The organism is Thioclava dalianensis (genome assembly GCF_000715505.1).
Classification (GTDB): Bacteria; Pseudomonadota; Alphaproteobacteria; order Rhodobacterales; family Rhodobacteraceae; genus Thioclava; species Thioclava dalianensis.
This window is the reverse complement of sequence record NZ_JHEH01000004.1, coordinates 22517-47061: the sequence shown is the minus strand read 5'-3', so window position 1 is coordinate 47061 and position 24545 is coordinate 22517. Positions and strand designations below refer to the sequence as shown.

Sequence of the window (24545 nt, the reverse complement as noted above, 5' to 3'; positions counted from 1 at the left end):
CCATATTGCCCAAGCGCGCGGGTGCTCAGACCTGCGCCCGCAAGCGCTCAGCCCTGATGTATCAATGTGCTGAACAGCTTGGGGTCCAGACTTGCCTGCGCGAAGGTGTCGCCCTCGGTCAGCACGGCAACCGCATCATGGCTGTGCAGGCTTTCCTGATGGCTCGCGACAATGCGAAAATCGCCCACGCGCGCCTCGGCCAGAAGCCCTTGGGCAAAGACCCGCACCGCATCCTCGACAAAGATCGGATTGGCGGCATTCAGCTCAGCGAAGGCCTGCTCATCCTCGCGCTTGACCATCACTTGCGTCTCGGTCGGAACGGCGGCGCGCGCCAGATCGATCAGGTCCTCGAACCACAGGACCTCGCCCGGCTCGATCACCGTAGAAATCCGCGCGACCGAGCGCTGCGAATGCGGCGTGGCGAGTTGCCCGCGCGTGGCGCGCGCATGCTCTGACAGCTCCAGCGAACAGGGGCATGTCGAGGAATAGACGTAATCGAGATGTACAATCTTGCAGCGCTGGCCCGCCACCTCGCTCAGCTCAAGCGCGATGTCGTAATATTGCCAGCCCGACAGACCCGAGCGCAGCGACGGACGCTTCACGGGGAAGGAAAAGCGCATCATCAGCCGCGCATCGAAGCTGTCGAGATCGTCCTTGTAGTCGTCAAGCGCCGCTTCCATCACCTCGAAGGAGAAACGCTCCTCCGCATGGCTGTAAAAGGAGCGCATCACGCGGCTCATATTGATGCCCTTTTTCTCCGCCTCAAGACTGACCGTGCCGGTAACCGACGCCTCCAGCGTCAGATCCCCCCCGTCGCGGGTGCGCAAACGGATCGGCAGGCGGAAATTGGAGATCCCGACATGCTCGATCCGGGTCTTGGCGCCCACGATCAACGACGACGGGCCGTTCTGAAGATCGGGCAGCGAGGCCTTGTAGGCGGCATCCACTTTGAAATCAGGATCGAAGCTGCGGCTCAGATCGGGATAATTCGCCACTTCATGTCCGGGCAGAAGACGTGCAATCGCCGGGTCAAGGCGCGCGACCTCCACCGGATCGGCCTGCGCGGCCCAAGCGCGCAGCGTATCGAGCGCTGCGCGGGCGTCTTGCTCATCTGGAGTGTCGATCTGGCCGTGCACGTTCATATCCTGTCCTCCGGTCTCGCCCGTTCCCCAGATATGGGGGGCTCACAGACAATGTCCAAGAGATTACGCACGTATCGATCGAACGGTTCAGCCTAAACGGCAGAAAGCGCCTGCTCGATATCTGCCAACAGATCCGCGCCATCCTCGATACCCATCGAGACCCGCACGAGGCCCGGCGTGATGTTGATCAGCGCCCGCTCCTCCTCGGAGAGGTTCTTATGGGTTGTGGTCGCGGGATGGGTCGCAATCGATTTGGCATCGCCCAGATTGTTCGACAAGAGCACGATCTCAAGCGCGTTGAGGAAACGGAAGGCCGCCTCCTTGCCGCCTGCCAGATCAAGCGCGACCATCGTGCCGCCCGACCCCATCTGCGCCATCGCCAACGCATGTTGCGGATGGCTTTCGAGGCCGGGATAGATCGTGCGTGCGAGCGCGGCATGCCCTGCGACCGCACCCGCCACCCGCGCGGCGTTGTCGGCCTGCGCGCGTACCCGCAGGTCCAGCGTCTGCAGCCCCGACAGCAAGAGCCATGCGTGAAACGGGCTCATCGCGCCGCCGGTATGTTTCACATAGGTCTCAAGCGGACCGCGCACATAGTCGCGGCTGCCCAAAACGATCCCGCCCAGCACGCGCCCGCCGCCATCGATATGCTTGGTCGCGGAATAGACGATCACATCGGCCCCCAGCTCGACCGCGCGCGAAAAGACGGGAGAGGCGAAAACATTATCCACCACGACGACCGCGCCGCCCGCATGGGCGATCTCGGCGACACCGGCGATATCGATCACTTCAAGACCGGGATTCGAGACGCTCTCGAAGAAGCAGATCTTGGTATTGGGCCGCATCGCCGCGCGCCATTCGTCAAGCTTGGTCCCGTCGATCAGCGTCACCTCGACGCCAAAGCCCTCCAAGACCTTGAGCACATGCAGACACGAGCCGAACATCTGCCGCGCCGCCACGATATGATCGCCCGATTTGACGAGGCAGCTCAGCGCGCCGTTGATCGCAGCCATCCCGCTTGCACAGGCAAACCCGTCCTCGGTGCCCTCGATCGCCGCCATCCGGTCTTCGAACATCCGCGTGGTCGGATTGCCGTAACGCGCATAGATGAACTCGTCATCGCCCTGATCGAGAAACCGCGCCTCGGCATCCTCGGCAGTCGGGTAGACGAAGCCTTGGGTGAGAAACATCGCCTCTGCCATCTCACCATATTGGCTGCGGCGAATGCCGTCATGGACAAGTTTGGTGCGGAATTTGCGATCGGTCATGATGTCTCTCCTGCAGCTGTTGAGTGCCGCGCAGTTCCGATACCGTCAAGCCTGCCTCGGGTCAACTCTGCAACGCGGACGTGCGCGCGGAGTGGCTTTGCCGCGTGGCGCACAAGGAGGTGAGCATGCATGCACGGCGCGGGCCGGAACCTCCCGAGACGACCCGGCGTTTGAAATCTGAGATCCCGCAGATATCGGACCAGACAGATGACGATGCACAACATCAATGCCCGAGAGCCGATCCCGGAGGCGCTTTTGGCGCGGGCCGCCCAACTCCCCGAAGGCGCGCCCATCGTCGTCATGATCCACGGCTATGGCTTCTCGCCGTCCGATCCGCGGCGCAATCCGCATGAGCATATCTTCGCGCTGGAACCGAGCTATGACCTGCATACCGCAGTGAGCTGGCCGCGCGCTCTGGGGATGGACTCCACCGCCCCCGATAGTGGCATTGCCGTGGGGTTTGGCTGGGAATCCACCGGGCGCCTGACGCGGATCTATGACGAGGCCGAGATCGCGGCGCAGCGCCTTGCCCGTCTTGTCGCCCGGCTCTCTGCACAGGCGGATCGTCCCGTCGCGCTGATCGCCCATTCGATGGGATGCCGCGTGGCGCTGCGCGCGCTGCGCCATCTGCATGCGGGCCGGGTTTCGCGCATGGTGCTGCTGGCGGCGGCGGAGTTCCAGAGCCGCGCCGAAGAGGCGATGGCCAGCCCCGCAGGGCGTGCCTGCGAAGTGCTCAACATCACCACGCGCGAGAACGACATCTTCGATCTGCTGATGGAATGGGGCGTCGCGCACGGCCATGAGCGCAGCGTCGGCAACGGGCTGACGCGCCCCTTGCGCAACTGGGTCGATCTGCAGATCGATGCGCCCGAGGTGATGCAGGCTCTCCACGAAATCGGCTACCCCGTGGCGCCTGCGCAAAAGCGGGTCTGTCATTTCTCGTGCTATCTGCGCGAGGGCCTGTTCGATCTTTACCGCGCCGCACTGGTGACGCCGGGCCGCCTGCCCCTGCCCTTCCTCGCCCAAGCGCTGCCCGAGGCGCAGGCTCCACGCTGGTCGCGCCTATTCGCACGCCCGCTGCGCGCCCGGCCCCCCTTGCCTTTGGGACAGCGCAGCGCAGATTGAGGGGCGGATGCAACTTGCGAAAGGCGACCCCATGATCGATCTCTATTACTGGCCCACACCCAATGGCTGGAAAATCTCGATAGCGTTGGAGGAAATGGCGCTCAAATACGAGACGCATCTGGTCAATATCGGCGCGGGCGACCAGTTCAAGCCAGAGTTCCTCAAGATCTCGCCCAACAATCGGATGCCCGCGATCGTCGATCACGAAGGGCCTGACGGCGCACCGGTTTCGGTCTTTGAAAGCGGCGCGATTTTGCAATATCTCGCACGCAAGACCGGCCAGTTCTACGGCGCGACCGAGCGCGAGAAGATCGCGGTCGATGAATGGCTGTTCTGGCAGGTGGGCGGCTTGGGCCCGATGGCGGGTCAGGCGCATCACTTCCTGAAATATGCCCCCAGCATGGATCCGCCCAATGATCTGCCCTATGCAAAGGACCGCTACCGCACCGAGACCGGGCGGCTTTACGGCGTAATGGACAAGCGGCTGGCCGAGAACCGCTATCTTGCGGGAGATTTCTACTCGATCGCGGATATGGCCGCTTGGGGTTGGGCCTCGCTGTGGGAAGGTCAGCAGCAGACGCTCGATGACAAACCCAACCTGAAACGCTGGCTCGACGAGCTGGCCGCGCGCCCTGCCGTGCAAGCTGGCCGCGCCGTGGCGGCAGACTCGCGCAATGATCTGTCGAAGGATCGCGAGGCGCAAAGCCGCCTCTTCAAACGCTGATGCGATGCAGCTGCGGGCGCGCGCCGCCCGCAGCCTACGCTATGCGTCAACCGCGCAGCTGACGCCAGCGCAACACCCCTGCGGTGGCCGCGCCCAAGATCACCAGCGCGCCATAGCCCGTCAGCGTGATCAGCAGCCCAAAGATCGGCACCATCAGCCCTGCGATCACCGCCGGAATGCCAAAGGCCAGATAGCACAGCGTGAAGATCGAGGCGAACAGCTCGGCCCGCCCGTCAGCCGGGGCCAGCGGCATCACGTTGCGCAGCGCGCCGAAGAAACAGGTCCCAAATCCCGTGCCCGCCACCGTCAGCGCGATGAGATAAAGCGTGAGGTTGCCGCTCCACGCAGCGATCAGGCAGACCAGTGTGCCAAGGCTGAGCGCCGCCGTTCCATAGAGCAAAACTCCCGGACCTTTCGCATTGCGCGCAACAAAGCAGGCCAGCGCCCCCATCCCCGCCAGAAGCGTCACGATCAGCCCGTGCGGCGTGTTGGCCTCGATCCCGAAGATATGGCTCATCATCGGCGCCCCAAGCGAGAGATAGAGCCCGCCCGTGGCCCAGCCCGCGAACATGGCAGGCGCGCAGGCCCAAAAAACCCTGCTGACCTCCGGGGGAACGCCCACACGCGGACGCAGGGCCTGCAACAGCCCCTCATGGCGCGGCGAGGTCTCGGGCAAGAGCCAAGCTGCGAGCGCAAGGATCAGGCTCAGGAGGATGAGCCCGTCGAACACCCAGAACTCGGGCGCTCGGCTGTAATCAAGGAACAGCCCCGCGATCAGCGCCCCCGTCCCTAGCCCCAATAGCGGCACGACGGTGTTGATCACGGCAGCGATCCCGGGGCGCGATTTTGGCTCCAGATCGGCAATTGTGGCGGAAAGGGTGGAAATCAGCAAAGCACAGGCCATGCCTTGCAACACCCGTGCCGCGATCAACCCGCTGATATCAGTCGCCTGCGTAAAGCACCAAAGTGAGAGCGCGAGCATCACAAAGCCCACACTGATCACCGGGCGTCGCCCGACATGATCCGAGATCGAGCCTGCGATCAGCAAGACACAGAGCAGCGCCACGGCATAGACCGCAAAGATCAGCGCCATGATGGCCGAGGAAAAGCCGATCTGCTGCTGCAAGATGGGATAGAAAGGCGACGGCGCGCCCGCGCTCGCCATCATCACAAGCGCGCCGAACGTCGCAATCGGGAGGCCGAAAGAGCGGGCCGGAGGGGCAATCGTCGCTGTCGTGGACATGGGGATGTCTCCACTTAGTTCGAATCTGTTCGAACCCTTATCTACTTCCCTTTGCCGATAGTTCAACTATATTCGAACCATGAGCGAGATAAAATCCGATACCGGCCCGAACCTGCCCCACCCCGCAGATGACGAGATCCAGCTTGCGAAAGTGCTGTTTGCGCTGAGCGATCCGGGGCGGCTGGAGCTTGTGCGCCAGTTGCAAGAAGCGCCGCTTGAAGCGGCGCGCTGCCATCTCACCGATCCCGAGATCCCGAAATCGACGAAATCGCACCAGATGAAAGTGCTGCGCGAGGCGGGGGTGATCCGCAATGAGCCCCACGGGCGCGGACGTCTCCTGAGCCTGCGCCGCGAGGCGCTTGAGCGCCGCTTTCCGGGGCTGCTAGAGGCCGTTCTGGGCGCGCTTTAAGCGTCGCCCTGCCCGTCCTCATCGGCTTTGGGCTTTTCGATCCCGTAGCGCTCGAACAGCTTCGACTGGGACAGAATGAACCCGATCAGGATGATCGGCAGCCCGAAGGTCTTGAAATCTACCCAGACGCTGTCGGACATCGTGCGCCAGACGATCTCATTGGCGATGGCAAGGGCGATGAACAGGGCGACAAAGCGCTTGGTCAGGATCATCCAGCCCGCATGCTCCATCGGGATCGCCTCATCCATCACCAGTTGCAGCCACGCCTTGCCGCGCAAAAGCCCCGCGCCCAGAATCGCGGCAAAAAGCAAGTAGATGATGGTGGGCTTCATCTTGAAGAAGACCGGATCGTTGAGCCACACCGACAGGCCGCCGAAGATCAGCACCAGCACGAGCGTGGCGATCTGCATCGGAGAGAGCTTCCCCGTCAGCCGCCACAGCAGGAAGGTCGAGATCGCGATCAGCGGCACGAACAGCGCGGTCGCCACGATGAAGCCGGAGTAATCACGCCCGAGAATCTCGTAATGGCCATCCTTGAGACGGTTGAATGCGATGAAGAACGCCACCAGCGGTCCCCAGTCGAGCGCGCCCTTTACCCACGGAGAGATCTTCTTGCCTGCCATTGCCTATTTCCCTGCCATTTCCACGATCACCGCGCCTGCCGCGATCAAAGCCATCAATACGGTGCGCCGCGGGCCCACCTTTTCTCCCAGAACCAACCAGCCGATGAGGGCTGCGAAGACCGTCGAAGTCTCGCGCAATACCGCCGCCTCGCCCACCTTGTCGAGACGTGTGGCCAACATGATCGATCCGAATGAGAAATAGGCGACAATCGCCCCCAATACACCCCTCTTGAGCAGGGGAACGACCTCACCCACCGGCAATTTGATCCAGCGCCGCGCGGTCACCACCGGCATGAACAGCCCGTCAAAGACGAAAAACCACGCCAGAAAGGTGAAGGGATCTGCGCTCGCGCGGATGCCATAGGCGTCATAGGTGGTGTAGAGTGCGACAAATGCGCCGGTCGCCACCGCAAGGCCCAGCGCGGGCAGCATCGTCTCGCGGTTGAGCGTGATCGTGCGCAGATTATAGATCGCCAGCCCGTAAATCCCCGCCAGCAAAACACCGACGCCGGCCCATTGCCCGAGCGTGAACCGCTCGCCAAAGACAATCCCCGCGCCGATCACTGCAAAGAACGGGGCTGTCCCGCGCACCACCGGATAGACAACGGTATAAGCACCTCGGCTATAGGTCATCGCCTGCAAGACCTTGTAGCAGACATGGATCACAAAGACGGTCGCGAAGATCGGCCACATGAAGGGCTCGGGCCACGGCACGACGAAAAGCGCCACCGGAAGGGCGAGGATCGCATAGGTCGCATCAATCGCCGCCCGGCTGAGCCACGGATCATGCCGCCCCTTCTGCAACGCCCCGAAAAGCGCATGCAAGAAAGCCGCGAGCAGCGCGAGACCCAGCGCGAGGTGACGCCCCGTCTCTGTGTCCGAGACAGATATGATCCAATCGCCCAAGGCCGTCCCCTCTCGCGGCTGTTGCGCCGACCTCCGCCGCGCATCTGTCCCCACGGGCCTGCCGGCCGCGCTCCGATTTAGACGATCCCCGCGCTAAGGGCCAGCCGCCGGGGCGACATCGCGCGAGAGGCCCTGCGTCACGAAAACGGCCCGCCCTGTCTTGCGACGGGACGGGCCGAAAAGGATCTGTTCAAGCTTACTTGCCTTGACCGCGATGCGGCTTGCCCTTGCCTGCGGGCTTGCCTTTGGCGGCATATTTCGCCTTGGGCTTGCCGGTCGGTTTGCCCTTCGCGCCCTTGGGTTTGTCGAATTTCGGCTTATCGAATTTCGGCTTGCCCTCGGCCTTGTCCAAACCGCCATCGGGGGCGGTATCGGGCTGCCATTTCGGACGCGGGGCGCGTGCGGGTGCCTCGGGTTTGTCGTCGCGCTTGGGATAGGGCTTGGGACCGGGGCGCGGACCGCGCGGCTTGCTGTCGTCAAAGCTGCGCGGGCCTTTCGGCGGGCCAGAGCGCCCGGCAGGGGCGAGGTTCGGCGGCGTATCAAGCTGGCGAGCACGCACGCCTTCTTCCAACTCGCCATTCGCCCCGAGTGCGGATTTGAACCCGGCCACGAAGGGCTGCGCCAATTCCACGAAGGTCTCGGATTTCTGCACCCGGATCGCACCGATGCCATCTTTCTCAAGATTGCCCGCGCGGCACAGAAGCGGCAGGATCCAGCGCGCCTCGGCCCGGTCGTCATGACCGACAGACAGCGCAAACCAGGTCGAGGGGCCGAAGGGCTTGCGATCCTTCGCAGGCGCCTTGGCATCGGGGGCCAAAAGCTCCTCGGGGGCGCATTTCTGCGCGCGATAGAGCCGCAGGCAGGCCGCCGCGATCTCCAGCGGCGAATGCTCGGCCAGAAGGCGCTCGGCGAAAGCGGCCTGCTCGGGGGTGGGGATTTCTTCCCACGCCGGATCAGCCATCAGATTGTCTTCATCGCGCTTGAGAATATCCTCAGCGCGCGGCGGCACCGTCCATTCCGCGTTGATCTTGGCGAATTTCAGCAGGCGCTCTGCTTTTTTCGTCGCGCGCGGCGGCACGATCAGCGCCGAGATCCCCTTGCGCCCGGCCCGGCCTGTCCGGCCAGAGCGGTGCAGCAGGCCTTCGGTATTCACCGGCAGGTCAGCATGGATCACAAGGTTGAGGTTGGGCAGGTCGATCCCGCGCGCGGCCACATCGGTCGCCACGCAGATCCGGGCCCGCCCGTCGCGCATCGCTTGCAGCGCATGGGTCCGCTCGGTCTGGCTCAGCTCGCCCGACAAGGTCACGACAGCAAAGCCACGATTGCCCAGACGCGCCGTCAGATGGTTCACGGCAGCGCGGGTATTGGCGAAAATGATCGCGCTTTCGCTGTCATGGTAGCGCAGCAGGTTGATGATCGCATGCTCGCTATCGGTCTGGCCCACGCGCATCGCCTGATACGAGATATCGGCGTGCTGGCTGGTGCCGCCCAGCGTGTTGATGCGCTTCGCATCGCGCTGGAATTTCTCGGCAAGCTTCGCAATCGGCGGCGAGACGGTGGCCGAGAACAGCAGCGTGCGGCGCTCTTCGGGCGCGGCGGCAAGGATGAATTCCAGATCCTCGCGGAAGCCCAGATCAAGCATCTCATCGGCCTCGTCGAGCACCACGGCGCGCGCATCCGACAGATCGAGCGAGCCGCGGCGGATGTGATCGCTCAAGCGGCCCGGCGTGCCCACGACGATATGGGCCCCGCGCTCCAGCGCCCGGCGTTCGTCGCGCATATCCATGCCGCCCACGCAGGAGGTCACCCGCGCACCGGTCTTGGCGTAAAGCCAGCTCAGCTCGCGCATGACCTGAAAGGCCAGCTCGCGCGTCGGCGCCACGCAAAGCGCCAGCGGCAGCGCGGCCGGTCCCATCCGTTCCGCATCGCCCAGCAACGTCGGCGCAATAGCAAGGCCGAACCCCACCGTTTTCCCCGATCCGGTCTGGGCCGAAACCAGCAGGTCGGACTCTGTGAGGCCGGGTGCGGTCACGGCCTCCTGCACGGGGGTCAATTTGTCATAGCCACGCTCGGCGAGCGCTTCGGTCAGGGGGGCGATCATGGGTGATGAAGTCCGTAAAATAGCGGCAAGGGCGCGAAGATGCCCGCGTGTCGGGGCAGCGCAAGCTGTGCCCCTTATAGTCCGGACGCAGCAAAGTATACAGGAAAAACGCGCATTCTTCTCAAACGCGGCGATTTGGCCCGCTCAAAGGCCACCCGAGCCGGGCTATCGCGGGCACTGGCACGCGCCGCGCGCATTCGATATGACCAATGCCATGAGCAGTTTTCTTTCCGTCGAGCAATCCCTGACCGGGCGGCGCTGGGTTGGCCCCACGGCCGAAACCGACCGTCTCGCCGAGGCGATGGCGCAATCCACCCATCTGCCGCTTCCGCTTGCGCGCATTCTGGTCGCGCGTGGCGTGTTGCCCGAAGATGCGGATGCGTTTCTGGAACCCACCTTGCGCGCGCTTCTGCCCGATCCGCGCTCGCTGCGCGATATGGAGCGCGCTGCCGAGCGGTTTCTCAAGGCGATAGAGCGGCGCGAAAAAATCGCTGTCTTTGGCGATTACGACGTCGATGGCGGGGCGTCTGCGGCGCTCTTGCTCATATATCTGCGCGAGATCGGGCTTCAGGCCACGCTGTATATCCCCGACCGGATCGACGAGGGCTATGGCCCCAACGAGCCCGCGATGGAGGCGCTCGCGCGCGACCACTCGCTGATCCTCTGCGTCGATTGCGGCACGTTGAGCCATGGCCCGGTTGCGGCGGCCAAGGGTGCCGATGTGTTGATCCTCGATCACCATCTGGGCGGCGAGACCTTGCCCGAGGCGCTGGCCTGCGTGAACCCGAACCGGCTCGATGAGACCGGCGAGCTGGGCCATCTTTGCGCCGCCTCCGTGGTGTTTTTGATGCTGGTCGAGACCAATCGCCAGATGCGCGAGGCCGGGCAGAAAGGCCCCGACCTGATGGCGATGCTCGATCTGGTGGCGCTGGCCACGGTGGCCGATGTGGCCCCGCTGATCGGCTGCAACCGCGCCTTGGTGCGCCAAGGGCTCAAGGTCATGGCGCGGCGCGAGCGCGCGGGACTGGTGGCGCTGTCGGATGTGGCGCGGCTCGACCGGGCGCCCAGCTCCTATCATCTGGGCTTCGTGCTGGGGCCGCGGATCAATGCGGGCGGGCGGATCGGAGCGGCCGATCTGGGCGCGCGGCTGCTCTCGACGCAAGACCCGCATGAGGCCGAGGCGCTGGCCGAACGGCTCGATCTGCTCAACACCGAGCGGCGCGATGTCGAGAACGCGGTGCGCGCCGCAGCGCTCGATCAGGCCGAAGCGCGCGGCGTCGAGGCGCCGCTTGTCTGGGCCGCAGGCGCGGGCTGGCATCCGGGCGTGGTGGGAATTGTGGCCGCGCGCCTCAAAGAGGCCACCAACCGCCCCGCCGTCGTCATCGGGCTGGAGGGCGGGATCGGCAAGGGCTCGGCCCGCTCGGTCAACGGCGTCGATATCGGGGCGGCCATCCAGCGCGTCGCAGCCGAGGGGCTTTTGCTCAAGGGCGGCGGGCACAAGATGGCCGCCGGTCTGACCGTTGAGGAAGACAAGCTGGAGGCCGCGATGGCGCGCCTGTCGGACCTGCTGGAAAAACAGGGCGCAGGCAGTCAAGGGCCGCGCGATCTAAGGCTCGACGGGTTGTTGATGCCCGGTGCCGCCACGCCGCAGCTTATCGAAGATCTCGACCGCGCAGGCCCCTTTGGGCAAGGCGCCCCTGCCCCGCGTTTCGCCTTCGCCGAAATGGAGGTCGTCTCGCCCCGCCGCATCGGCGAAAACCATCTGCGCTTCATGTTCGGCGACGGAATGGGCGCGCGGATCGAGGCGATTCACTTCGGGGCCTTCGACGGACCAATCGGCCCGACCCTGAGCGAGGGCAGTGCGGGGCGCTTTCACCTCGCAGGGCGGCTTGAGATCAATTCCTGGGGCGGCCGAAACAAGGTTCAGCTGCGCATCGAAGATGTCGCCCGCGCGTGAAGCCCTTGTTTTAAAGGCGTAAAAATGCAGCTCCGCCGGAAAGAGCAAAACTTTCGCAAAAACTTAAAAAACCCTCTTGCGAGTCACGCGTGGCTGGCCTAAACACCGCCCACGCCGACGAGGAAAGCACCTCGCAGCGCTGAGTGGCCCGTTCGTCTATCGGTTAGGACGCTAGGTTTTCAACCTAGAAAGAGGGGTTCGATTCCCCTACGGGCTGCCACTTTCTCTCTCATATCAGCCTTGAAGACAGGCACTCGCCCTGCGCCCCCCATCTGTGCGGTCGCGGGACTGTTTGTGTATTTGAGGCCCCGACTGGCCCCTCGATCCAACGGCAAAGCCCCGCCGGTTGACCGACGAGGCTTCTCTTTGAATGTACCCCCTTGGGGCATTCGCCCCGAGGACATGCCTCTCAGGCGCGATAGGCGCTCTGACGTTCGAGCATCCAACCGGGATATTCGGCGGGCAGCGCGCTGACCTTGTCGAGCACCTCCAACTCTTCGGCGCTCAGGCTGATCTCCGCAGCCCCGATATTGTCTGTGAGCTGATCGACACGTTTTGCGCCCACGATCACGCTTGTGACCCGCTTTTGATGCAGCAACCAAGCCAGCGCGATCTGCGCAACCGAGGCACCCTTCGACTCGGCGATCGGGCGCATCGCCTCGATCACGTCATAGGCGCGGTCCTTGTTGAGCGGCGGGAAGTCGAAATTGGCGCGCCGCCCGTCCGAGCCCTTACCCTCGCGGTCATATTTGCCCGACAGGAAGCCGCCTGCCAGCGGGCTCCAGACCATCAGGCCGATCCCAGTATCGTCCAGCATCGGCACGATCTCGCGCTCCAGATCGCGCCCGGCCAGCGTGTAATAGGCCTGAAGCGACAGGATCGGCGCAAGCTGGCGCGCCTTGGTGATGCCGACCGCCTTCACAATCTGCCACGCTGCCCAGTTCGAGAGGCCAATATAGCGGATATGGCCGTGCTGCACGAGCGTGTTGAGCGCCTCGAGGGTCTCCTCGATGGGCGTGGCGCTGTCGAATCCGTGGATCTGATAGAGGTCGATATGATCGAGCTGCAGCCGCTCAAGGCTCGCCTTGCACTGATCCATGATGTGATAGCGCGACGCACCGGTCGCATTCACGCCCTCGCCAACCCGGCCAAAGACCTTGGTCGCGATCACCACATCCTCGCGCTTGACGCCCAAGTTGCGCAGCGATTGACCGAGGATCTGCTCGCTCTTGCCGCCCGCATAAACATTGGCGGTGTCGATGAAGTTGATACCCGCATCAAGCGCCGTTTTGACAAGCCCGTCAGCCTCATCCTGCTGAAGTTGTCCGATATGGCCCCACATACCTTCGGAACCGCCGAAGGTCATGGTGCCAAGGCAAAGCTCGGAGACGAAAAGCCCGCTCGGGCCGAGACGGCGATACTGCATGGGAAGATCCTTTCCGTTTTCCTAATCCGCCGGGACGCTGCCCGGCTTGTCTCTCACGTGGGGCGCAACGCGTGCCCCGGCCACGCCGATCCTGTCGAATGATTGCACGATCCTGTCATGCCCCCATCGCGCCCTTTGCCAGCGCGACGCGCAGAGCTATCTTGAGCACATGCAACAGAGCCCCTTCGTGAGATTGACTAGGCAGGCCGAGGCACTGAGCGCCGATCAAGAGGCCATCGCCCGCATTGACGGGCTACGGGTGACGCGCCGCACCGCGCCGACGGGACCGTTTCACGGGCGTTATAGGCCCTCGCTCTGCGTCGTCTTGCGCGGCGCGAAGGTGAGCCGCTTGGGCAATCGCAGCTTTTGCTACTCCGCCGGAAAATGCCTGATCGCATCGCTCGAGGTGCCGATCATCGCGGAGGTGGTCGAAGCCTCACCCGAGGCGCCCTACCTCGCCTTTTCGCTGACGCTCGATCCGGTGACGATCAGCGACCTGCTCGTGGAGCATGACAATGCAGCGCCCCCTTTGCACGCCGACACTCCGGCGCTGAGCGTGGAGGCCCTGCCCGAGGCGCTGATCGATCCGCTGGAGCGACTGCTCGCGCTGCCGGCGCGCCCGAACGATCTCCCGGTACTCGAGCCGATGATCCGGCGCGAAATCACGTGGCTTTTGCTCAACGGCCCGCATGGTGCGATGCTGCGCCAGATCGGGCTTGCTGAGAGCCGTATGGCGCGGATCGCCCGCGCGGTGACGTGGATCCGGGCGAATTTCGCGCAAAGCCTTAATGTCGGGGAACTGGCCACCCTTGCCGGGATGAGCCCGACCACCTTTCATCGCCATTTCAAGGCCGCAACCGCGCTGACCCCCGTTCAGTTTCAAAAACAGCTGCGCCTGCAAGAGGCCCGCAGGCTACTGCTTTCCGAGGGAAGCGACGTGGCGCGCGTGGGGTTCGAGATCGGTTATGACAGCCCCTCACAGTTCAGCCGGGAATATCGCCGCCTCTTCGGCGCTCCGCCCGGACGCGACAGCGCACAGTTGCGCCGCGACATGACCGCCGCGACCTCCGAGCTTTAAGGGAGGGGCCCGCTCAGACGTGCTGGCCTGCATTGACCTCGATCTCGGTCCCGGTGACGTAGCTCGACGCATCCGAGCACAGAAACCAGATCACATCGGCCACTTCCGAGGGCTGCCCGAGACGGCGCAGCGGCAGGGTATCGACGATCTTCTGGGTGCCGGGCGAGAGAATCGATGTCTCGATCTCGCCGGGGGCAATCGCATTGACCCGCACCCCCAACGGCCCGAAATCATGGGCCATTTCCCGCGTAAGCGCCTTGAGCGCCGCCTTCGAGGTCGAATAGGCGGCCCCCGCGAAGGGATGCACCCGCAGCCCGGCAATCGAGGTCACGTTGACGACCGCCCCGCCCGCCGCCGACAGCTCATCGCGCAGGCCCCGCGCCAGCACGATCGACGAGAAGAAATTGACGTGGAAAACCTGCCCCCATGTCATCAGATCGGTGTCGATGGTGTTGAGCCGCGCGCCATCGGGCCCTTTGGGCGAGATCCCGGCATTATTGACCAGCGCATCGAGCTTGCCATCCAGCCGCTCGCGGATCACCTCAACCGCATTGATCGTGTCAGCAGGATCGGCCAGATCGAGCTGGATATGATCCTCGCGCCCGCCGCCCCAAGGGCATTCCTCGGGAAAGGGCTGGCGTGAACAGGTGATCACGCGCCAGCCTTCAGCGGCAAAGCGCTTCACCGTCGCATGCCCGATGCCACGGCTCGCCCCGGTCAGCAGCATCACCTTGCGCTCATCCATCTGAGTGTCTCCCTTGATCTTACGCGCCGAGCCTAGTGGCTTTTGGTGCAAGTGCAACGCCCCCCGGCCCTTTCCAAGCCCAAAGATTGCCGCTAGCAAGAAAGGGTCCGCGCCCCCTGTCAGGAACCAGCAGATGAGAAAACAGACGATGAATCGAGACTGGATCGCCACCGCCCGCACGCTCTCCGAAGCCCTGCCCTATCTGCAACGCTATTCCGGCGCGGTCGTCGTCGTGAAATTCGGCGGCAATGCGATGGGCGATGACGACGCGATGGCCGAATTCGCCCGCGACATCGTGCTGATGCGTCAGGTCGGCATGAACCCGGTCGTGGTGCATGGCGGCGGCCCGATGATCAATGAGATGCTTGGCAAGCTCGGGATCGAAAGCCAGTTCGTGCGCGGCAAGCGCGTGACCGACAAGGCCACCGTCGAGGTGGTCGAGATGATCCTCTCGGGGCTGGTGAACAAGCGCATCGTGCAGGCGATCAACGATCAGGGCGGACGCGCGGTCGGGATCTCGGGCAAGGATGACGACCTGATGGTCTGCGAGGCCGACGACCCGGAACTGGGCTTTGTCGGCCGCCCCGTCGAGATGAACGTGCAGGTGATCCGCGATCTCTACAGCGCGGGCATCATCCCCGTCATCGCCCCTGTCGCAACCGGCATGGCCGATAACGAGACCTTCAACGTCAATGGCGACACGGCCGCTGGTGCCATCGCAGGGGCCTTGCAGGCGGATCGCCTGCTGCTTCTGACCGATGTGGCGGGCGTCAAGAATGCCGAGGGCGACGTGATCACCCAGCTGACCCCCGAAGATGTCGAGGCGCTGATCGCCGATGGCACCATCGCAGGCGGAATGATTCCCAAGACCGAAACCGCACTCAAGGCGCTGCGCGACGGCGTGCGCGCCGTGGTGATCGTCGATGGGCGCGTACAAAACGCCTGCCTGCTTGAGCTTTTCACCGAACATGGCGCAGGCTCGCTGATCCGCTCCACAGCGCCACGCGTGCCCCCGCAGGCGCGGTGATCGCGGGACTTGATGCAGCGCTCGGAGCGCATAGGCTTTTCGTCTCGGGCGCGCTGCATGAAGGCGAGACGACGCTGATCCTGCTCTCTCCCGACGAGCCGGGGTTTTGGGATCACGTCACCGCCCAACCGGAATTTGCCGACGATGCGCCCGATCCGCTCGACCGCTGGTCCGCGCGGGTGGTGGGCGCGATCGCCACGCAGTTCGGAGCCGGTGCGTGCTACCCGTTTGAGGGCCCGCCCTGGCATCCTTTCGTGACCTGGGCGATCCGGTCCGGCCAAAGCTTCCCATCGCCCGTGCATATGACGGTGCATGCGCGCATGGGCCTCTGGGCCAGCCTGCGCGGGGCGCTCGTGCTGCCCGGGCGGCTTGCCTTGCCCGCCCCTGCGACATCCCCCTGCATAGGCTGCGACGCGCCCTGTATGACCGCCTGCCCGGTCGGCGCGCTCTCGCCCGCGGGCTATGACGTGGCCAGCTGTCACGCCCATCTCGACGGGCCCCGGGGCGCATCCTGCCGCGATTTTGGCTGCCTTGCACGTCACGCTTGCCCGGCGGGTCAAAGCTATGGCAGGCTGGCGCGACAATCCGCATGGCATATGAGGCAGTTCCACCCATGACACCACTCGGCTATCGCCGCCTGATCCTGACGCGCCATGCCAAATCTAGCTGGGATGACCCGCTCATCGAAGACCGGGACCGCCCGCTTAACGCACGTGGCCGCAGGGCCGCGATCGAGCTGGGCGATTTTCTCGCCTCGCGCGGGCTCGAACCCGAGGAGGTGCTGTGCTCTGACACGCAACGCACCCGCGAGACATGGGAGCGTCTGGCCGGCGCCGTCATCGAGACGCGCCCCGAGATCCGCTGCCTTGATGCGCTCTATCACGCCAGCCCCGAAACCATGCTCGAGGTGCTCCGCTCCGCCAATGCCTCAAGCGTGATGATGCTGGGCCACAATCCCGGCATCGCGGAATTTGCCCGCCAATTGCCCGCCCATCCGATTCACGACCCGGAATTCCGGCGCTTTCCGACGGGGGCCACGCTGATCATCGATTTCGCGATTGAGGACTGGTCCGAACTGGTCCCCGGCCAAGGCTCGACGCTCGATTTCTTCACACCGACCCGGCGCGGATAGAAAAAGGCCGGTGTCCCCACCGGCCTCTTCCTCTTGATCCAAATATCCGACTGTGGTCCGGGGGGTGTGTCCCCCCCGGCTTTGCCGTTCAGTGCCCGAGAATCTGGCTCAGGAACTGCTTGGTGCGGTCCGACTTCGGATTGTTGAAGAAGTCATGCGGGTTGTTTTGCTCCACGATCTGGCCATCGGCCATGAAGATCACCCGGTTCGCCACAGCCTGCGCAAAGCCCATCTCATGGGTCACACACAGCATGGTCATCCCCTCTTCGGCCAGCTCGATCATCGTGTCGAGCACCTCTTTGATCATCTCGGGATCCAGCGCCGAGGTCGGCTCATCGAACAGCATGATGCGCGGCTTCATGCAGAGCGAGCGCGCGATGGCCACACGCTGCTGCTGACCGCCCGAAAGCTGACCGGGATATTTGTCGGCCTGCTCGGGGATCTTCACCTTCTCGAGGAAATGCATCGCTGTATCGATGGCCTCCTTCTTGGGCGTCTTGCGCACCCAGATCGGGGCCAGCGTCAGGTTCTCGAGAATCGTCAGATGTGGAAAGAGATTAAAGTGCTGGAACACCATCCCCACTTCGCGGCGGATCTTGTCGATATTCTTGAGATCGTTCGTAAGCTCGATCCCGTCGACCACGATCTTGCCCTGCTGGTGCTCCTCCAGCCGGTTGATGCAGCGGATCAACGTCGATTTCCCCGACCCCGAGGGTCCGGCAATGACGATGCGCTCGCCGCGCTGCACAGTCAGGTCAATGTCACGCAGAACGTGGAACTGACCGTACCACTTGTTCATATTCTCGATCTGGATCGCGACCTCGTCGGAGACCTGCATGTGGCTGCGGTCTACGCTGCGTTCGATGTGCGGTTCACTCATGGGTGTCTCCCTTAGCGATGTTCACGCTGAAGCCGGTTCTCGAGATGCATCGAGTAACGCGACATCGCGAAGTTCAGGATGAAGAAGATGGCGCCGACAAAGACGAAGGGTTCCCAGTAGATCCCTTTCCAGTTGAAGTCGGCGCGGATGAAGTCCGGGATCCCCTTGAGCGGGTCGAACAGACCCACGAACACCACAAGCGTGGTATCCTTGAACATCCCGATGAAGGTGGAGACGATGCCCGGGATCGAGATCTTGAGCGCCTGCGGCAAGATGATCAGGCGCTGCGCCTTCCAGTAATCCAGACCCAGCGCATCCGCTGCCTCATATTGCCCACGCGGCAGCGCCGCGAGACCACCCCGGATCACCTCCGCGATATAGGCGGCGGCGAACATGGTCACGAGAATCATCACCCGCAGGATGATGTCGAAATTCGTGCCCGGCGGCAGGAAGTAGTTGAGCAGCAAGGAGGCCACAAACAGCAACGTGATCAGCGGGACGCCCCGGATGAACTCGATGAAGATGACCGAGAAGGTCTTGATCAGCAGCATGTCCGATTGCCGCCCGAGCGCGAGCACGACCCCTGCGGGCAGTGACATCGCGATGCCTCCCACCCCCAGCGTGATCGCCAGCAAGAACCCACCGAATTTCGACGAAGCGACACTCTCAAGTCCGACCGGGATCATCGCATGGAACAGCGAAATCAGTGGCCCCACAGCAAAGAGGAAATAGAGAATCGTCACGATCGCTCCGACCGAGAAGGCCATGATAGAGCCAAACCGCGCCACGGCCATGAAGACCACGCCGCCCAGCACGAACCCCGTCAGGACCAGCACCGGTCCCCAGACCGAACCGCCCCAAAGCAGCCACACGGCAAGGAACGGATAAATCGGGGTGAACCACGCGACTTTCTTGGGCACGAATTGGAACATCAACGGGCCAATGGCCACGAAGAGCAGCGCGAAGGCAAGAATCGGGCGCCAATACAGCTCCGGCGGATAGAAGCCGAAGATGAACTGGTGCCAGCGCTCCCGGATCACCGCCCAGCAGGCGCCAGAGGCATCTGGCCCCCAACGCTCGGCAATGATCTGGCGGCATTCCTTGATCGAGTTGGCCTCCCACACACCGTGCAGGAACCAGCCGTAGAAATGGCTCACAAACAGGTAGATCGCAAAGATCCCCAGCAGCGTGAGCACGGTATTGAGCCAGCCCGAGAACAGGTTCTCGCGCAGCCAGCGGATCGCGCCCGTCTCACCCGCGGGCGCGGGTTGTTGGGGCATCATCGTGTCGCGCACATAGGCGACGGAATGGGCTTCGGTATCGCTCATCTCAGCGCTCCTTCAGCTTGACACGATTGTTGAAGATATTCATCCCGCCCGAAATCAGCAGCGAGATCACGAGATAGATCAGCATCATCAGTGTGATCGCCTCCAACTCGCGCCCTGTCTGGTTGAGCGTGATGCCCCCCAGCGTGCCGCGCAGATCGAGGTACCCCACGGCGATGGCCAGCGAGGAGTTCTTCGTCAGGTTGAGGAATTGCGAGATCAGCGGCGGGATGATCACCCGCAATGCCTGCGGCAAGATCACCAGACGCATCGTGCGGCTGGGCCGCAAACCGAGTGCAAAGGCCGCCTCGGTCTGGCCCTTGGATACGGCAAGAATACCCGCGCGCACAATCTCGGCGATGAAGGCTGCGGTATAAAGCGACAGCCCCGCCCAGAGGGCCACGAAGGCGTTCGACACATTCGTGCCGCCGGTAAAGTTGAAGCCCTTGAGCTGTGGCTCTTCGGGGTTCACACCAAGCGCGAACAGCAGGACAACAACCGGGATCAGCCAGATCGCGAGGCTTTTCCAAAGCGTCGGTGGACGGACCCCCGTCGCTTCCTGAACACGGTTTGCACGGTTCACCAGCATCTTATTGACGAAATAGCTGCCCAGAAGGACGATCACGATCGCCAAGAAATCGAGCGAAATCGGGGCAAGCGCCGTGTCGAGCGAACCAAGCGTGCGGTCAAAATGGATCGAAGGGATCGCCGTGTAGCGATTGGTGAAGGCCACCGATTCCAGCACCATCGAGGCACCGGCTTCGCCGGTTTGCGCATTCACGCGGTACTGGTTGGGAGAGGGCGCCGCCTCGGTCAGCAATGCGATGGCGACGAGGATCCACAAAAGGACAGGGATGTTGCGGAAGACCTCGACATAGATCGTCATCAGACGACCCACGAGCCAGTTCTTCGACAAACGCAGCACGCCGATAATCACGCCGAGGAAGGTCGCGGTGATACAGCCGAGGAATGAAACCCAAAGCGTGTTGATCAACCCCACCAGCATGGCCCGGCCATGCGTCATGTCGTTATTATAGGGGATCAGAGCGTTGCCGATGTCATAGCCGGAGCGCTGCCAAAGGAAGCTGTAATTGAAATCCTTACCCAAATCATTGAGGTTTCGGATCACGTTGTCGACCAGCCATCCGACACCCGCCATGACCAGAAACAACACCACGATCTGGATCGTGATCGAACGGTATCGCGTGTCATAGATGAGCTGGCTGAGCCGAAAGCCTGTCGGCCCCGACGCGTCTTGCGCAGTTGTCATTGTTCGTTCCCCTGTTGCCGTGCAGCTTTTTTATGCGGCCATTCTATGACGGGCCTTGAGGGAGTTACCTCCCCTGCTCACGGGCTTTTTATAGTAAGTCAGGGGCGCGGATTGACCGCGCCCCTGCATGGCCCTCTTAGCGGAAGGGCGGTGCGTACATCAGACCACCTTGGGTCCATTGTGCGTTCAGGCCGCGGGCCAGACCGATCGGGGTCTGCTCGCCGATGGTGGCCGCGAAGATCTCGCCGTAGTTGCCACCTGCCTTGATTGCGTTGACCAGCCAGTCCTTGTCGAGACCGACCATCGCGCCCAGATTGCCCTCGGTACCGAGCATCCGGTTGATTTCCGGGTTGTCGGTGCCTTTGGCCAGCTCATCGATATTGGCCGAGGTGATGCCGTATTCTTCGGCAGCGATCAGGCCGTAGATCGTCCAGCGCACGATATCGGTCCACTGGTCATCGCCCTGACGCACGGCGGGGGCCAGCGGCTCTTTCGAGATGATCTCGGGCAGGATGACGTAGTCGGACGGGTTCGCGAAAGCGGCGCGCGTGGCTGCCAGACCCGACGCGTCGGTCGTGTAGGCATCGCAGGCGCCTGCGAGGAACTGCTGCTCACCTTCGGCATTCGAATCGACGGTGATCGGCTGATAGCTCATGTTGTTGGCTTTGAAGTAGTCAGCCAGGTTCAGCTCGGTCGTGGTGCCGGTCTGGATACAGACGGACGCGCCGTCGAGTTCCTTGGCCGAGGTCACGCCCGAATCCTTGCGCACCATGAAGCCCTGACCGTCGTAGTAGTTGGTCGCGGTGAATTGCAGCTTCAGGTCGGTGTCGCGCGAGAACGTCCAGGTGGTGTTGCGCGCCAGCAGATCAACCTCGCCCGAACCCAGCGCGGTAAAGCGCGTCTGGCCCGAGGTCGGCACGTATTTCACCTTGGAGGGGTCGCCCAGAACAGCGGCCGCCACGGCTTTACAGATCGCAACGTCAAAACCCGACCAGTTGCCGTTTGCATCAGGTGCGGCAAAGCCGACCAGGCCGGTATTCACGCCGCAGATCAGCTCGCCACGCGCTTTGACGTCATCAAGCGTCGCGGCTCCGGCGACTCCGGCAGCCAAGGAGGCTACGGTCAGCGCGCCGAAAAACACGGATTTCTTCATTTTTACCTCTTCCTGTTTCGCCGCTCTATCTAGGAGCGGTTCTTGATGGCCCATTGCGGGGCCCGATCACTGTGTCCCAGAACACAAAGTAACGAAAGTGTGGTCCAAATGTTCAAAGAAGGTCAAGGCCACATTCCCTTTTAAGACCCGACAATTGTAGAATTGATCGCCGGTCGCGCAGGAATTGCGCGGAACGTGAGAGAACGTCCGGCTCGCGGCCAATCACGCCCTGGCGAGATACCAAATGCGCTCTGCGTCAAGCAGTGCAGCGCGTTTGAGAGCGGCCAATTCGGCGGCTTCCTCGTCATCGCCCCATTGTGCGATCTGCCAGTCATCATCGATCCGCGAGAGCCGCCAAGCCTCTGCGGCATCGAGTCGCCCCTGCCCTACGGCAAGCCCCAGCACGAGCGATCCGGATATCGCGATCAGGTCATGCATCGCGGCCAGCTCGAACTCCGAGAGCGCGGCCAGCGCGGCGCGCAAAGGGGCCACAGCCTGCGGATCTTGCGCCACCGGCATCACCCCCGATGTAACCTGCAGATGCGCCCCGAACTCCGCGCGCGCCCAATCGAGAAGCGGATCCCAGGCATCGGCCTCGCGCCTTGCCAGCTCCTCAGGGCTTTCGGCGCGGTAGCACAAAAGATCCGTGTCGCCGTAATCGCCCAACATCGCCACGACCTCGTCGAACTGCACGCGCACCTTGTCGATCGCGGCATTGGCCGAGCGGGTGACCGGCATCGTATCGGGCCGGATCACGCCGTCCTGCGCATCCCATTCCGCCGCAATCGCCTCTGCCATCGCGCGGCTCGGCACGCGCAGTGCAGATTTCGCAGGGCTGCGCAGCGCACGGCTGTCCAGCAGCACGCCGAAATCGCCTGCAGTCCCCTCGACCGTGGCGGCTTTCCAAAATCTCTTTGCGGCCCATTCGCTCATGGTTGCATCTCCCAAAGCGTCATCAGCGCTGCCTCCAGCGCATCGAAATCCGAAACCATCTGCCCCGCCCCGGCAGCTTCAAGCTCGGCGGGCGGATGATAGCCCCAGCGCACGCCAATCGTCGCGACCCCGGCGCTGCGGCCCATCTCCATATCGTAGCTGGTATCGCCGATCATCACCGCACCGCGCGCCTCGACACCCGCCTCCGCCAGCGCCGTGAGCACCATCGACGGATGCGGCTTGGAGGGGTGATCATCGGCCACTTGCAGATTGACGAAGATCCCATCGAGCCCGTGATGCGCAATCAGCGCCACAAGCCCACGGCGCGATTTCCCGGTCGCCACCGCCAGCAACAGATCGTCGCGCGCAGCAAGCCGTTGCAGCAGCGCCTTGGCCCCGGGATAAAGCGGCGCGGGATCGACAGCCCGGGTGCTTTTATAGCTGTCCTTGTAGCCCTGCACGATGCGTGCCTGCGTGAGCGCATCAAGCTCGGGCGCGATCTGCGCCACGGCGACGGGCAGCGAGAGACCAACAATCTGAAGCACCTTCGAGGCGGGCGGCGCGGGCTGCCCCGCCGCCTCGAACCCCATCGCCATCGCATGGGTGATATGGGTCTGACTGTCCGAGATCGTGCCGTCGACATCGAAGATCGCAAGCTTCATCTAGAGATCCTCAAACGGATCGGCAGGCACGTCACGCTCATGCCAGTCGAGAAGATCCCATGTGCGTTTCATATGTTCGGGCAGCGGTGCGACCAGCGTGATCCGCTTGCCGCCCACCGGATGATCGAAGCTGATCTGACGGGCATGCAGATGCAGGTTGCGAGAGATCTCGCCGCCCAGTTGCGCGCCCCAGCCATCGCCGAGATTTTCCTGCCCCGAGCCGCCATATTTGCCATCCCCGATGATCGGGTTGCCAATCTCGGCCATATGCGCGCGCAGCTGATGCGTGCGCCCGGTGATCGGAACCAGCGCGACCCAGCTCACCCGCTGCCCCAGAATATGCATCGTGAAATAGTCGGTCGTGGCGCGTTTGGCACCTTCGGTCTTGTCGACCTTGGCGGGGTGGATGCAGTGCATCTTTTCGCCCTCGCCGCCGCGCCCATGGCCCGGCGCCTTCACCAGACCGAAGCGGATCGTGCCGAATTTCGGCTCGGGCGCGCCTGCCACGGCTGCCCAATAGATCTTGCGCGTGGTCTTGGCGCGGAACGATTCCGACAGCCTGCGCGCCACCCGGTCGGTGCGCGCGAGCAGCAAAACGCCCGAGGTGTCCTTGTCGAGCCGGTGCACCAGCTTGGGCTTGTCCTTATAGCCAAAGCACAGCGCCTCGCTCAGCCCGTCGACGTGACGGTTGCCCTGCCCCGAGCCGCCCTGCGAGGGCAGACCGGCGGGCTTGTTGAGCGCGATGATATGCTCGTCTTTCCACAGCACGCAGGACTGGATAAACGCCGCATCCGCATCCGAGATGCCAGTTGCCTCATTGGGCGGCGGCGCATCGGGGATCGGCGGCACGCGGATGGTCTGGCCGGGGGCCACGCGCGCATTGGCCTTCACCCGCCCCTTATCGACGCGCAGATCGCCCTTGCGGCACATCTTTTCGATCAGCCCTTGGCTAAGCTGCGGAAAGCGGCGCTTGAGGAATTTGTCGAGCCGCTGCTCGCCCTCTTCCTCGGTGACCGTGATGTGCTGAACCCCGCTCATAGCAGCGCCCGCATCAGATGAACGCCCGCGACAAGGCCGAGCAGACCGGCCCCGACCGACAGCGCGACATAGGTCGCAGCCAAGGTGACATTCCCGCGCTCGATCAGCGAGTAGGTCTCAAGCGAGAAGGACGAGAACGTGGTGAACCCGCCGAGAAAGCCCGTCGCGAGAAAAGCGTTCCAATGGGTCAACTGCTTGTCGCCCAGAAACACAACCAGCGCGCCCATCAGGAACGAGCCGATGATGTTCACTGTGATGACCCCCAGCGGCATCTGGTGAGAGCCAAAACTGCGCATCATCCCCACGCCCACGAGATAGCGCCCCGAGGCACCCAGCGCGCCACCCAGCGCGACCTGTAAGACCGTAATCAGCATTGGA

Annotated in this window: 24 protein-coding genes and 1 tRNA gene; 9 read left to right on the top strand and 16 right to left on the bottom strand. The window is 63.4% G+C overall.

Annotation, left to right across the window (positions count from 1 at the left end; translation table 11 throughout):
* Positions 1-47: 47 nt before the first annotated feature.
* Complete coding sequence (gene folE2, locus DL1_RS04480) at positions 48-1142, bottom strand: GTP cyclohydrolase FolE2 (protein WP_038063117.1); 1095 nt, start codon at positions 1140-1142, stop codon at positions 48-50.
* Positions 1143-1234: 92 nt separating this feature from the next.
* Positions 1235-2410, bottom strand: a complete 1176-nt coding sequence (locus tag DL1_RS04475) for an aminotransferase class V-fold PLP-dependent enzyme (protein WP_038063114.1) — start codon at positions 2408-2410, stop codon at positions 1235-1237.
* 207 nt (positions 2411-2617) lie between these two features.
* On the opposite strand from DL1_RS04475, the gene DL1_RS04470 reads away from it, so the two are divergent.
* Together DL1_RS04470 and DL1_RS04465 are read left to right on the top strand one after the other, a co-directional pair.
* On the top strand, positions 2618-3535 hold the full coding sequence (locus DL1_RS04470; RefSeq protein ID WP_038063112.1) for an alpha/beta hydrolase: 918 nt from the start codon (positions 2618-2620) through the stop codon (positions 3533-3535).
* Between the two features lie 31 nt (positions 3536-3566).
* A complete protein-coding gene (locus tag DL1_RS04465) occupies positions 3567-4259 on the top strand; it encodes a glutathione S-transferase N-terminal domain-containing protein (RefSeq protein ID WP_038063575.1) in 693 nt (230 codons plus the stop codon).
* A 46-nt stretch (positions 4260-4305) separates the two neighbouring features.
* Here the strand turns inward: DL1_RS04465 and DL1_RS04460 are convergent, their stop codons facing one another.
* Positions 4306-5502, bottom strand: a complete 1197-nt coding sequence (locus DL1_RS04460) for an MFS transporter (RefSeq protein WP_038063108.1) — start codon at positions 5500-5502, stop codon at positions 4306-4308.
* Positions 5503-5581: 79 nt separating this feature from the next.
* On the opposite strand from DL1_RS04460, the gene DL1_RS04455 reads away from it, so the two are divergent.
* The gene (locus DL1_RS04455; protein WP_143081649.1) at positions 5582-5911 is read left to right on the top strand and encodes an ArsR/SmtB family transcription factor; all 330 of its coding nucleotides are present in this window, start codon (positions 5582-5584) and stop codon (positions 5909-5911) included.
* On the opposite strand, the gene DL1_RS04450 is transcribed toward DL1_RS04455, so the two are convergent.
* From DL1_RS04450 to DL1_RS04440, 3 genes are all read right to left on the bottom strand, one after another.
* On the bottom strand, positions 5908-6534 hold the full coding sequence (locus tag DL1_RS04450) for an inner membrane-spanning protein YciB (protein ID WP_038063105.1): 627 nt from the start codon (positions 6532-6534) through the stop codon (positions 5908-5910). The two genes, DL1_RS04455 and DL1_RS04450, sit on opposite strands and share 4 nt — an antisense overlap.
* A gap of 3 nt (positions 6535-6537) precedes the next feature.
* Positions 6538-7440, bottom strand: a complete 903-nt coding sequence (locus tag DL1_RS04445; RefSeq protein ID WP_038063103.1) for an EamA family transporter — start codon at positions 7438-7440, stop codon at positions 6538-6540.
* 196 nt (positions 7441-7636) lie between these two features.
* Positions 7637-9541: a DEAD/DEAH box helicase gene (locus DL1_RS04440; RefSeq protein ID WP_038063570.1), complete on the bottom strand. Its 1905-nt coding sequence runs from the start codon at positions 9539-9541 to the stop codon at positions 7637-7639.
* A gap of 214 nt (positions 9542-9755) precedes the next feature.
* Here DL1_RS04440 and recJ point away from each other — a divergent pair, with 214 nt between their 5' ends.
* A complete protein-coding gene (gene recJ, locus DL1_RS04435) occupies positions 9756-11498 on the top strand; it encodes a single-stranded-DNA-specific exonuclease RecJ (protein ID WP_038063568.1) in 1743 nt (580 codons plus the stop codon).
* A 145-nt stretch (positions 11499-11643) separates the two neighbouring features.
* A tRNA-Glu gene (locus DL1_RS04430) sits at positions 11644-11718 on the top strand.
* Between the two features lie 189 nt (positions 11719-11907).
* Here DL1_RS04430 and DL1_RS04425 read toward each other — a convergent pair.
* A complete protein-coding gene (locus DL1_RS04425) occupies positions 11908-12924 on the bottom strand; it encodes an aldo/keto reductase (RefSeq protein ID WP_038063101.1) in 1017 nt (338 codons plus the stop codon).
* A gap of 187 nt (positions 12925-13111) precedes the next feature.
* On the opposite strand from DL1_RS04425, the gene DL1_RS04420 reads away from it, so the two are divergent.
* Positions 13112-14002: an AraC family transcriptional regulator gene (locus DL1_RS04420; RefSeq protein WP_248642584.1), complete on the top strand. Its 891-nt coding sequence runs from the start codon at positions 13112-13114 to the stop codon at positions 14000-14002.
* Positions 14003-14015: 13 nt separating this feature from the next.
* On the opposite strand, the gene DL1_RS04415 is transcribed toward DL1_RS04420, so the two are convergent.
* Positions 14016-14747, bottom strand: coding sequence for an SDR family NAD(P)-dependent oxidoreductase (locus DL1_RS04415; protein ID WP_038063094.1), 732 nt, complete (start codon positions 14745-14747; stop codon positions 14016-14018).
* Positions 14748-14895: 148 nt separating this feature from the next.
* On the opposite strand from DL1_RS04415, the gene argB reads away from it, so the two are divergent.
* The 3 genes from argB to DL1_RS04400 are packed head-to-tail and all read left to right on the top strand — an operon-like array spanning position 14896 to position 16906.
* Positions 14896-15774 (top strand): acetylglutamate kinase, encoded by an 879-nt coding sequence (gene argB, locus DL1_RS04410; protein ID WP_038063092.1) that lies wholly within the window; start codon positions 14896-14898, stop codon positions 15772-15774.
* The gene (locus tag DL1_RS04405) at positions 15771-16391 is read left to right on the top strand and encodes a ferredoxin (protein ID WP_038063090.1); all 621 of its coding nucleotides are present in this window, start codon (positions 15771-15773) and stop codon (positions 16389-16391) included. The genes argB and DL1_RS04405 overlap by 4 nt, the downstream gene beginning before the upstream one ends.
* Positions 16388-16906, top strand: coding sequence for a SixA phosphatase family protein (locus DL1_RS04400; protein WP_038063087.1), 519 nt, complete (start codon positions 16388-16390; stop codon positions 16904-16906). The genes DL1_RS04405 and DL1_RS04400 overlap by 4 nt, the downstream gene beginning before the upstream one ends.
* Positions 16907-16994: 88 nt before the next feature.
* Here the strand turns inward: DL1_RS04400 and DL1_RS04395 are convergent, their stop codons facing one another.
* The 8 genes from DL1_RS04395 to crcB form a co-directional block, all read right to left on the bottom strand.
* On the bottom strand, positions 16995-17786 hold the full coding sequence (locus DL1_RS04395; RefSeq protein WP_038063084.1) for an amino acid ABC transporter ATP-binding protein: 792 nt from the start codon (positions 17784-17786) through the stop codon (positions 16995-16997).
* Positions 17787-17797: 11 nt separating this feature from the next.
* Positions 17798-19114, bottom strand: a complete 1317-nt coding sequence (locus DL1_RS04390) for an amino acid ABC transporter permease (protein ID WP_038063081.1) — start codon at positions 19112-19114, stop codon at positions 17798-17800.
* Between the two features lies 1 nt (position 19115).
* Positions 19116-20381, bottom strand: coding sequence for an amino acid ABC transporter permease (locus DL1_RS04385; protein ID WP_038063078.1), 1266 nt, complete (start codon positions 20379-20381; stop codon positions 19116-19118).
* A 136-nt stretch (positions 20382-20517) separates the two neighbouring features.
* Positions 20518-21534, bottom strand: a complete 1017-nt coding sequence (locus DL1_RS04380; protein ID WP_038063075.1) for an amino acid ABC transporter substrate-binding protein — start codon at positions 21532-21534, stop codon at positions 20518-20520.
* Positions 21535-21756: 222 nt separating this feature from the next.
* Positions 21757-22467, bottom strand: coding sequence for an ATP12 family chaperone protein (locus DL1_RS04375; protein ID WP_038063072.1), 711 nt, complete (start codon positions 22465-22467; stop codon positions 21757-21759).
* Positions 22464-23129, bottom strand: coding sequence for an HAD-IA family hydrolase (locus tag DL1_RS04370; RefSeq protein ID WP_038063069.1), 666 nt, complete (start codon positions 23127-23129; stop codon positions 22464-22466). Before DL1_RS04370 ends, DL1_RS04375 begins: the two co-directional genes overlap by 4 nt.
* Complete coding sequence (locus DL1_RS04365) at positions 23130-24167, bottom strand: RluA family pseudouridine synthase (protein WP_038063065.1); 1038 nt, start codon at positions 24165-24167, stop codon at positions 23130-23132.
* Positions 24164-24541 (bottom strand): fluoride efflux transporter CrcB, encoded by a 378-nt coding sequence (crcB, locus tag DL1_RS04360; protein ID WP_038063061.1) that lies wholly within the window; start codon positions 24539-24541, stop codon positions 24164-24166. The genes DL1_RS04365 and crcB overlap by 4 nt, the downstream gene beginning before the upstream one ends.
* Positions 24542-24545: the final 4 nt, after the last annotated feature.

Excerpts from the sequence above, each read along its gene's own strand:
- DL1_RS04380 (WP_038063075.1), bottom strand. The coding sequence starts at position 21,534 with ATGAAGAAATCCGTGTTTTTCGGCGCGCTGACCGTAGCCTCCTTGGCT.
- DL1_RS04385 (WP_038063078.1), bottom strand. The coding sequence starts at position 20,381 with ATGACAACTGCGCAAGACGCGTCGGGGCCGACAGGCTTTCGGCTCAGC.
- DL1_RS04455 (WP_143081649.1), top strand. The coding sequence starts at position 5,582 with ATGAGCGAGATAAAATCCGATACCGGCCCGAACCTGCCCCACCCCGCA.
- DL1_RS04475 (WP_038063114.1), bottom strand. The coding sequence starts at position 2,410 with ATGACCGATCGCAAATTCCGCACCAAACTTGTCCATGACGGCATTCGC.
- DL1_RS04395 (WP_038063084.1), bottom strand. The coding sequence starts at position 17,786 with ATGAGTGAACCGCACATCGAACGCAGCGTAGACCGCAGCCACATGCAG.
- DL1_RS04450 (WP_038063105.1), bottom strand. The coding sequence starts at position 6,534 with ATGGCAGGCAAGAAGATCTCTCCGTGGGTAAAGGGCGCGCTCGACTGG.
- crcB (WP_038063061.1), bottom strand. The coding sequence starts at position 24,541 with ATGCTGATTACGGTCTTACAGGTCGCGCTGGGTGGCGCGCTGGGTGCC.
- folE2 (WP_038063117.1), bottom strand. The coding sequence starts at position 1,142 with ATGAACGTGCACGGCCAGATCGACACTCCAGATGAGCAAGACGCCCGC.
- DL1_RS04370 (WP_038063069.1), bottom strand. The coding sequence starts at position 23,129 with ATGAAGCTTGCGATCTTCGATGTCGACGGCACGATCTCGGACAGTCAG.
- DL1_RS04425 (WP_038063101.1), bottom strand. The coding sequence starts at position 12,924 with ATGCAGTATCGCCGTCTCGGCCCGAGCGGGCTTTTCGTCTCCGAGCTT.
- DL1_RS04415 (WP_038063094.1), bottom strand. The coding sequence starts at position 14,747 with ATGGATGAGCGCAAGGTGATGCTGCTGACCGGGGCGAGCCGTGGCATC.
- DL1_RS04460 (WP_038063108.1), bottom strand. The coding sequence starts at position 5,502 with ATGTCCACGACAGCGACGATTGCCCCTCCGGCCCGCTCTTTCGGCCTC.
- DL1_RS04465 (WP_038063575.1), top strand. The coding sequence starts at position 3,567 with ATGATCGATCTCTATTACTGGCCCACACCCAATGGCTGGAAAATCTCG.
- DL1_RS04470 (WP_038063112.1), top strand. The coding sequence starts at position 2,618 with ATGACGATGCACAACATCAATGCCCGAGAGCCGATCCCGGAGGCGCTT.
- recJ (WP_038063568.1), top strand. The coding sequence starts at position 9,756 with ATGAGCAGTTTTCTTTCCGTCGAGCAATCCCTGACCGGGCGGCGCTGG.
- DL1_RS04390 (WP_038063081.1), bottom strand. The coding sequence starts at position 19,114 with ATGAGCGATACCGAAGCCCATTCCGTCGCCTATGTGCGCGACACGATG.
- DL1_RS04365 (WP_038063065.1), bottom strand. The coding sequence starts at position 24,167 with ATGAGCGGGGTTCAGCACATCACGGTCACCGAGGAAGAGGGCGAGCAG.
- DL1_RS04375 (WP_038063072.1), bottom strand. The coding sequence starts at position 22,467 with ATGAGCGAATGGGCCGCAAAGAGATTTTGGAAAGCCGCCACGGTCGAG.
- argB (WP_038063092.1), top strand. The coding sequence starts at position 14,896 with ATGAATCGAGACTGGATCGCCACCGCCCGCACGCTCTCCGAAGCCCTG.
- DL1_RS04440 (WP_038063570.1), bottom strand. The coding sequence starts at position 9,541 with ATGATCGCCCCCCTGACCGAAGCGCTCGCCGAGCGTGGCTATGACAAA.
- DL1_RS04400 (WP_038063087.1), top strand. The coding sequence starts at position 16,388 with ATGACACCACTCGGCTATCGCCGCCTGATCCTGACGCGCCATGCCAAA.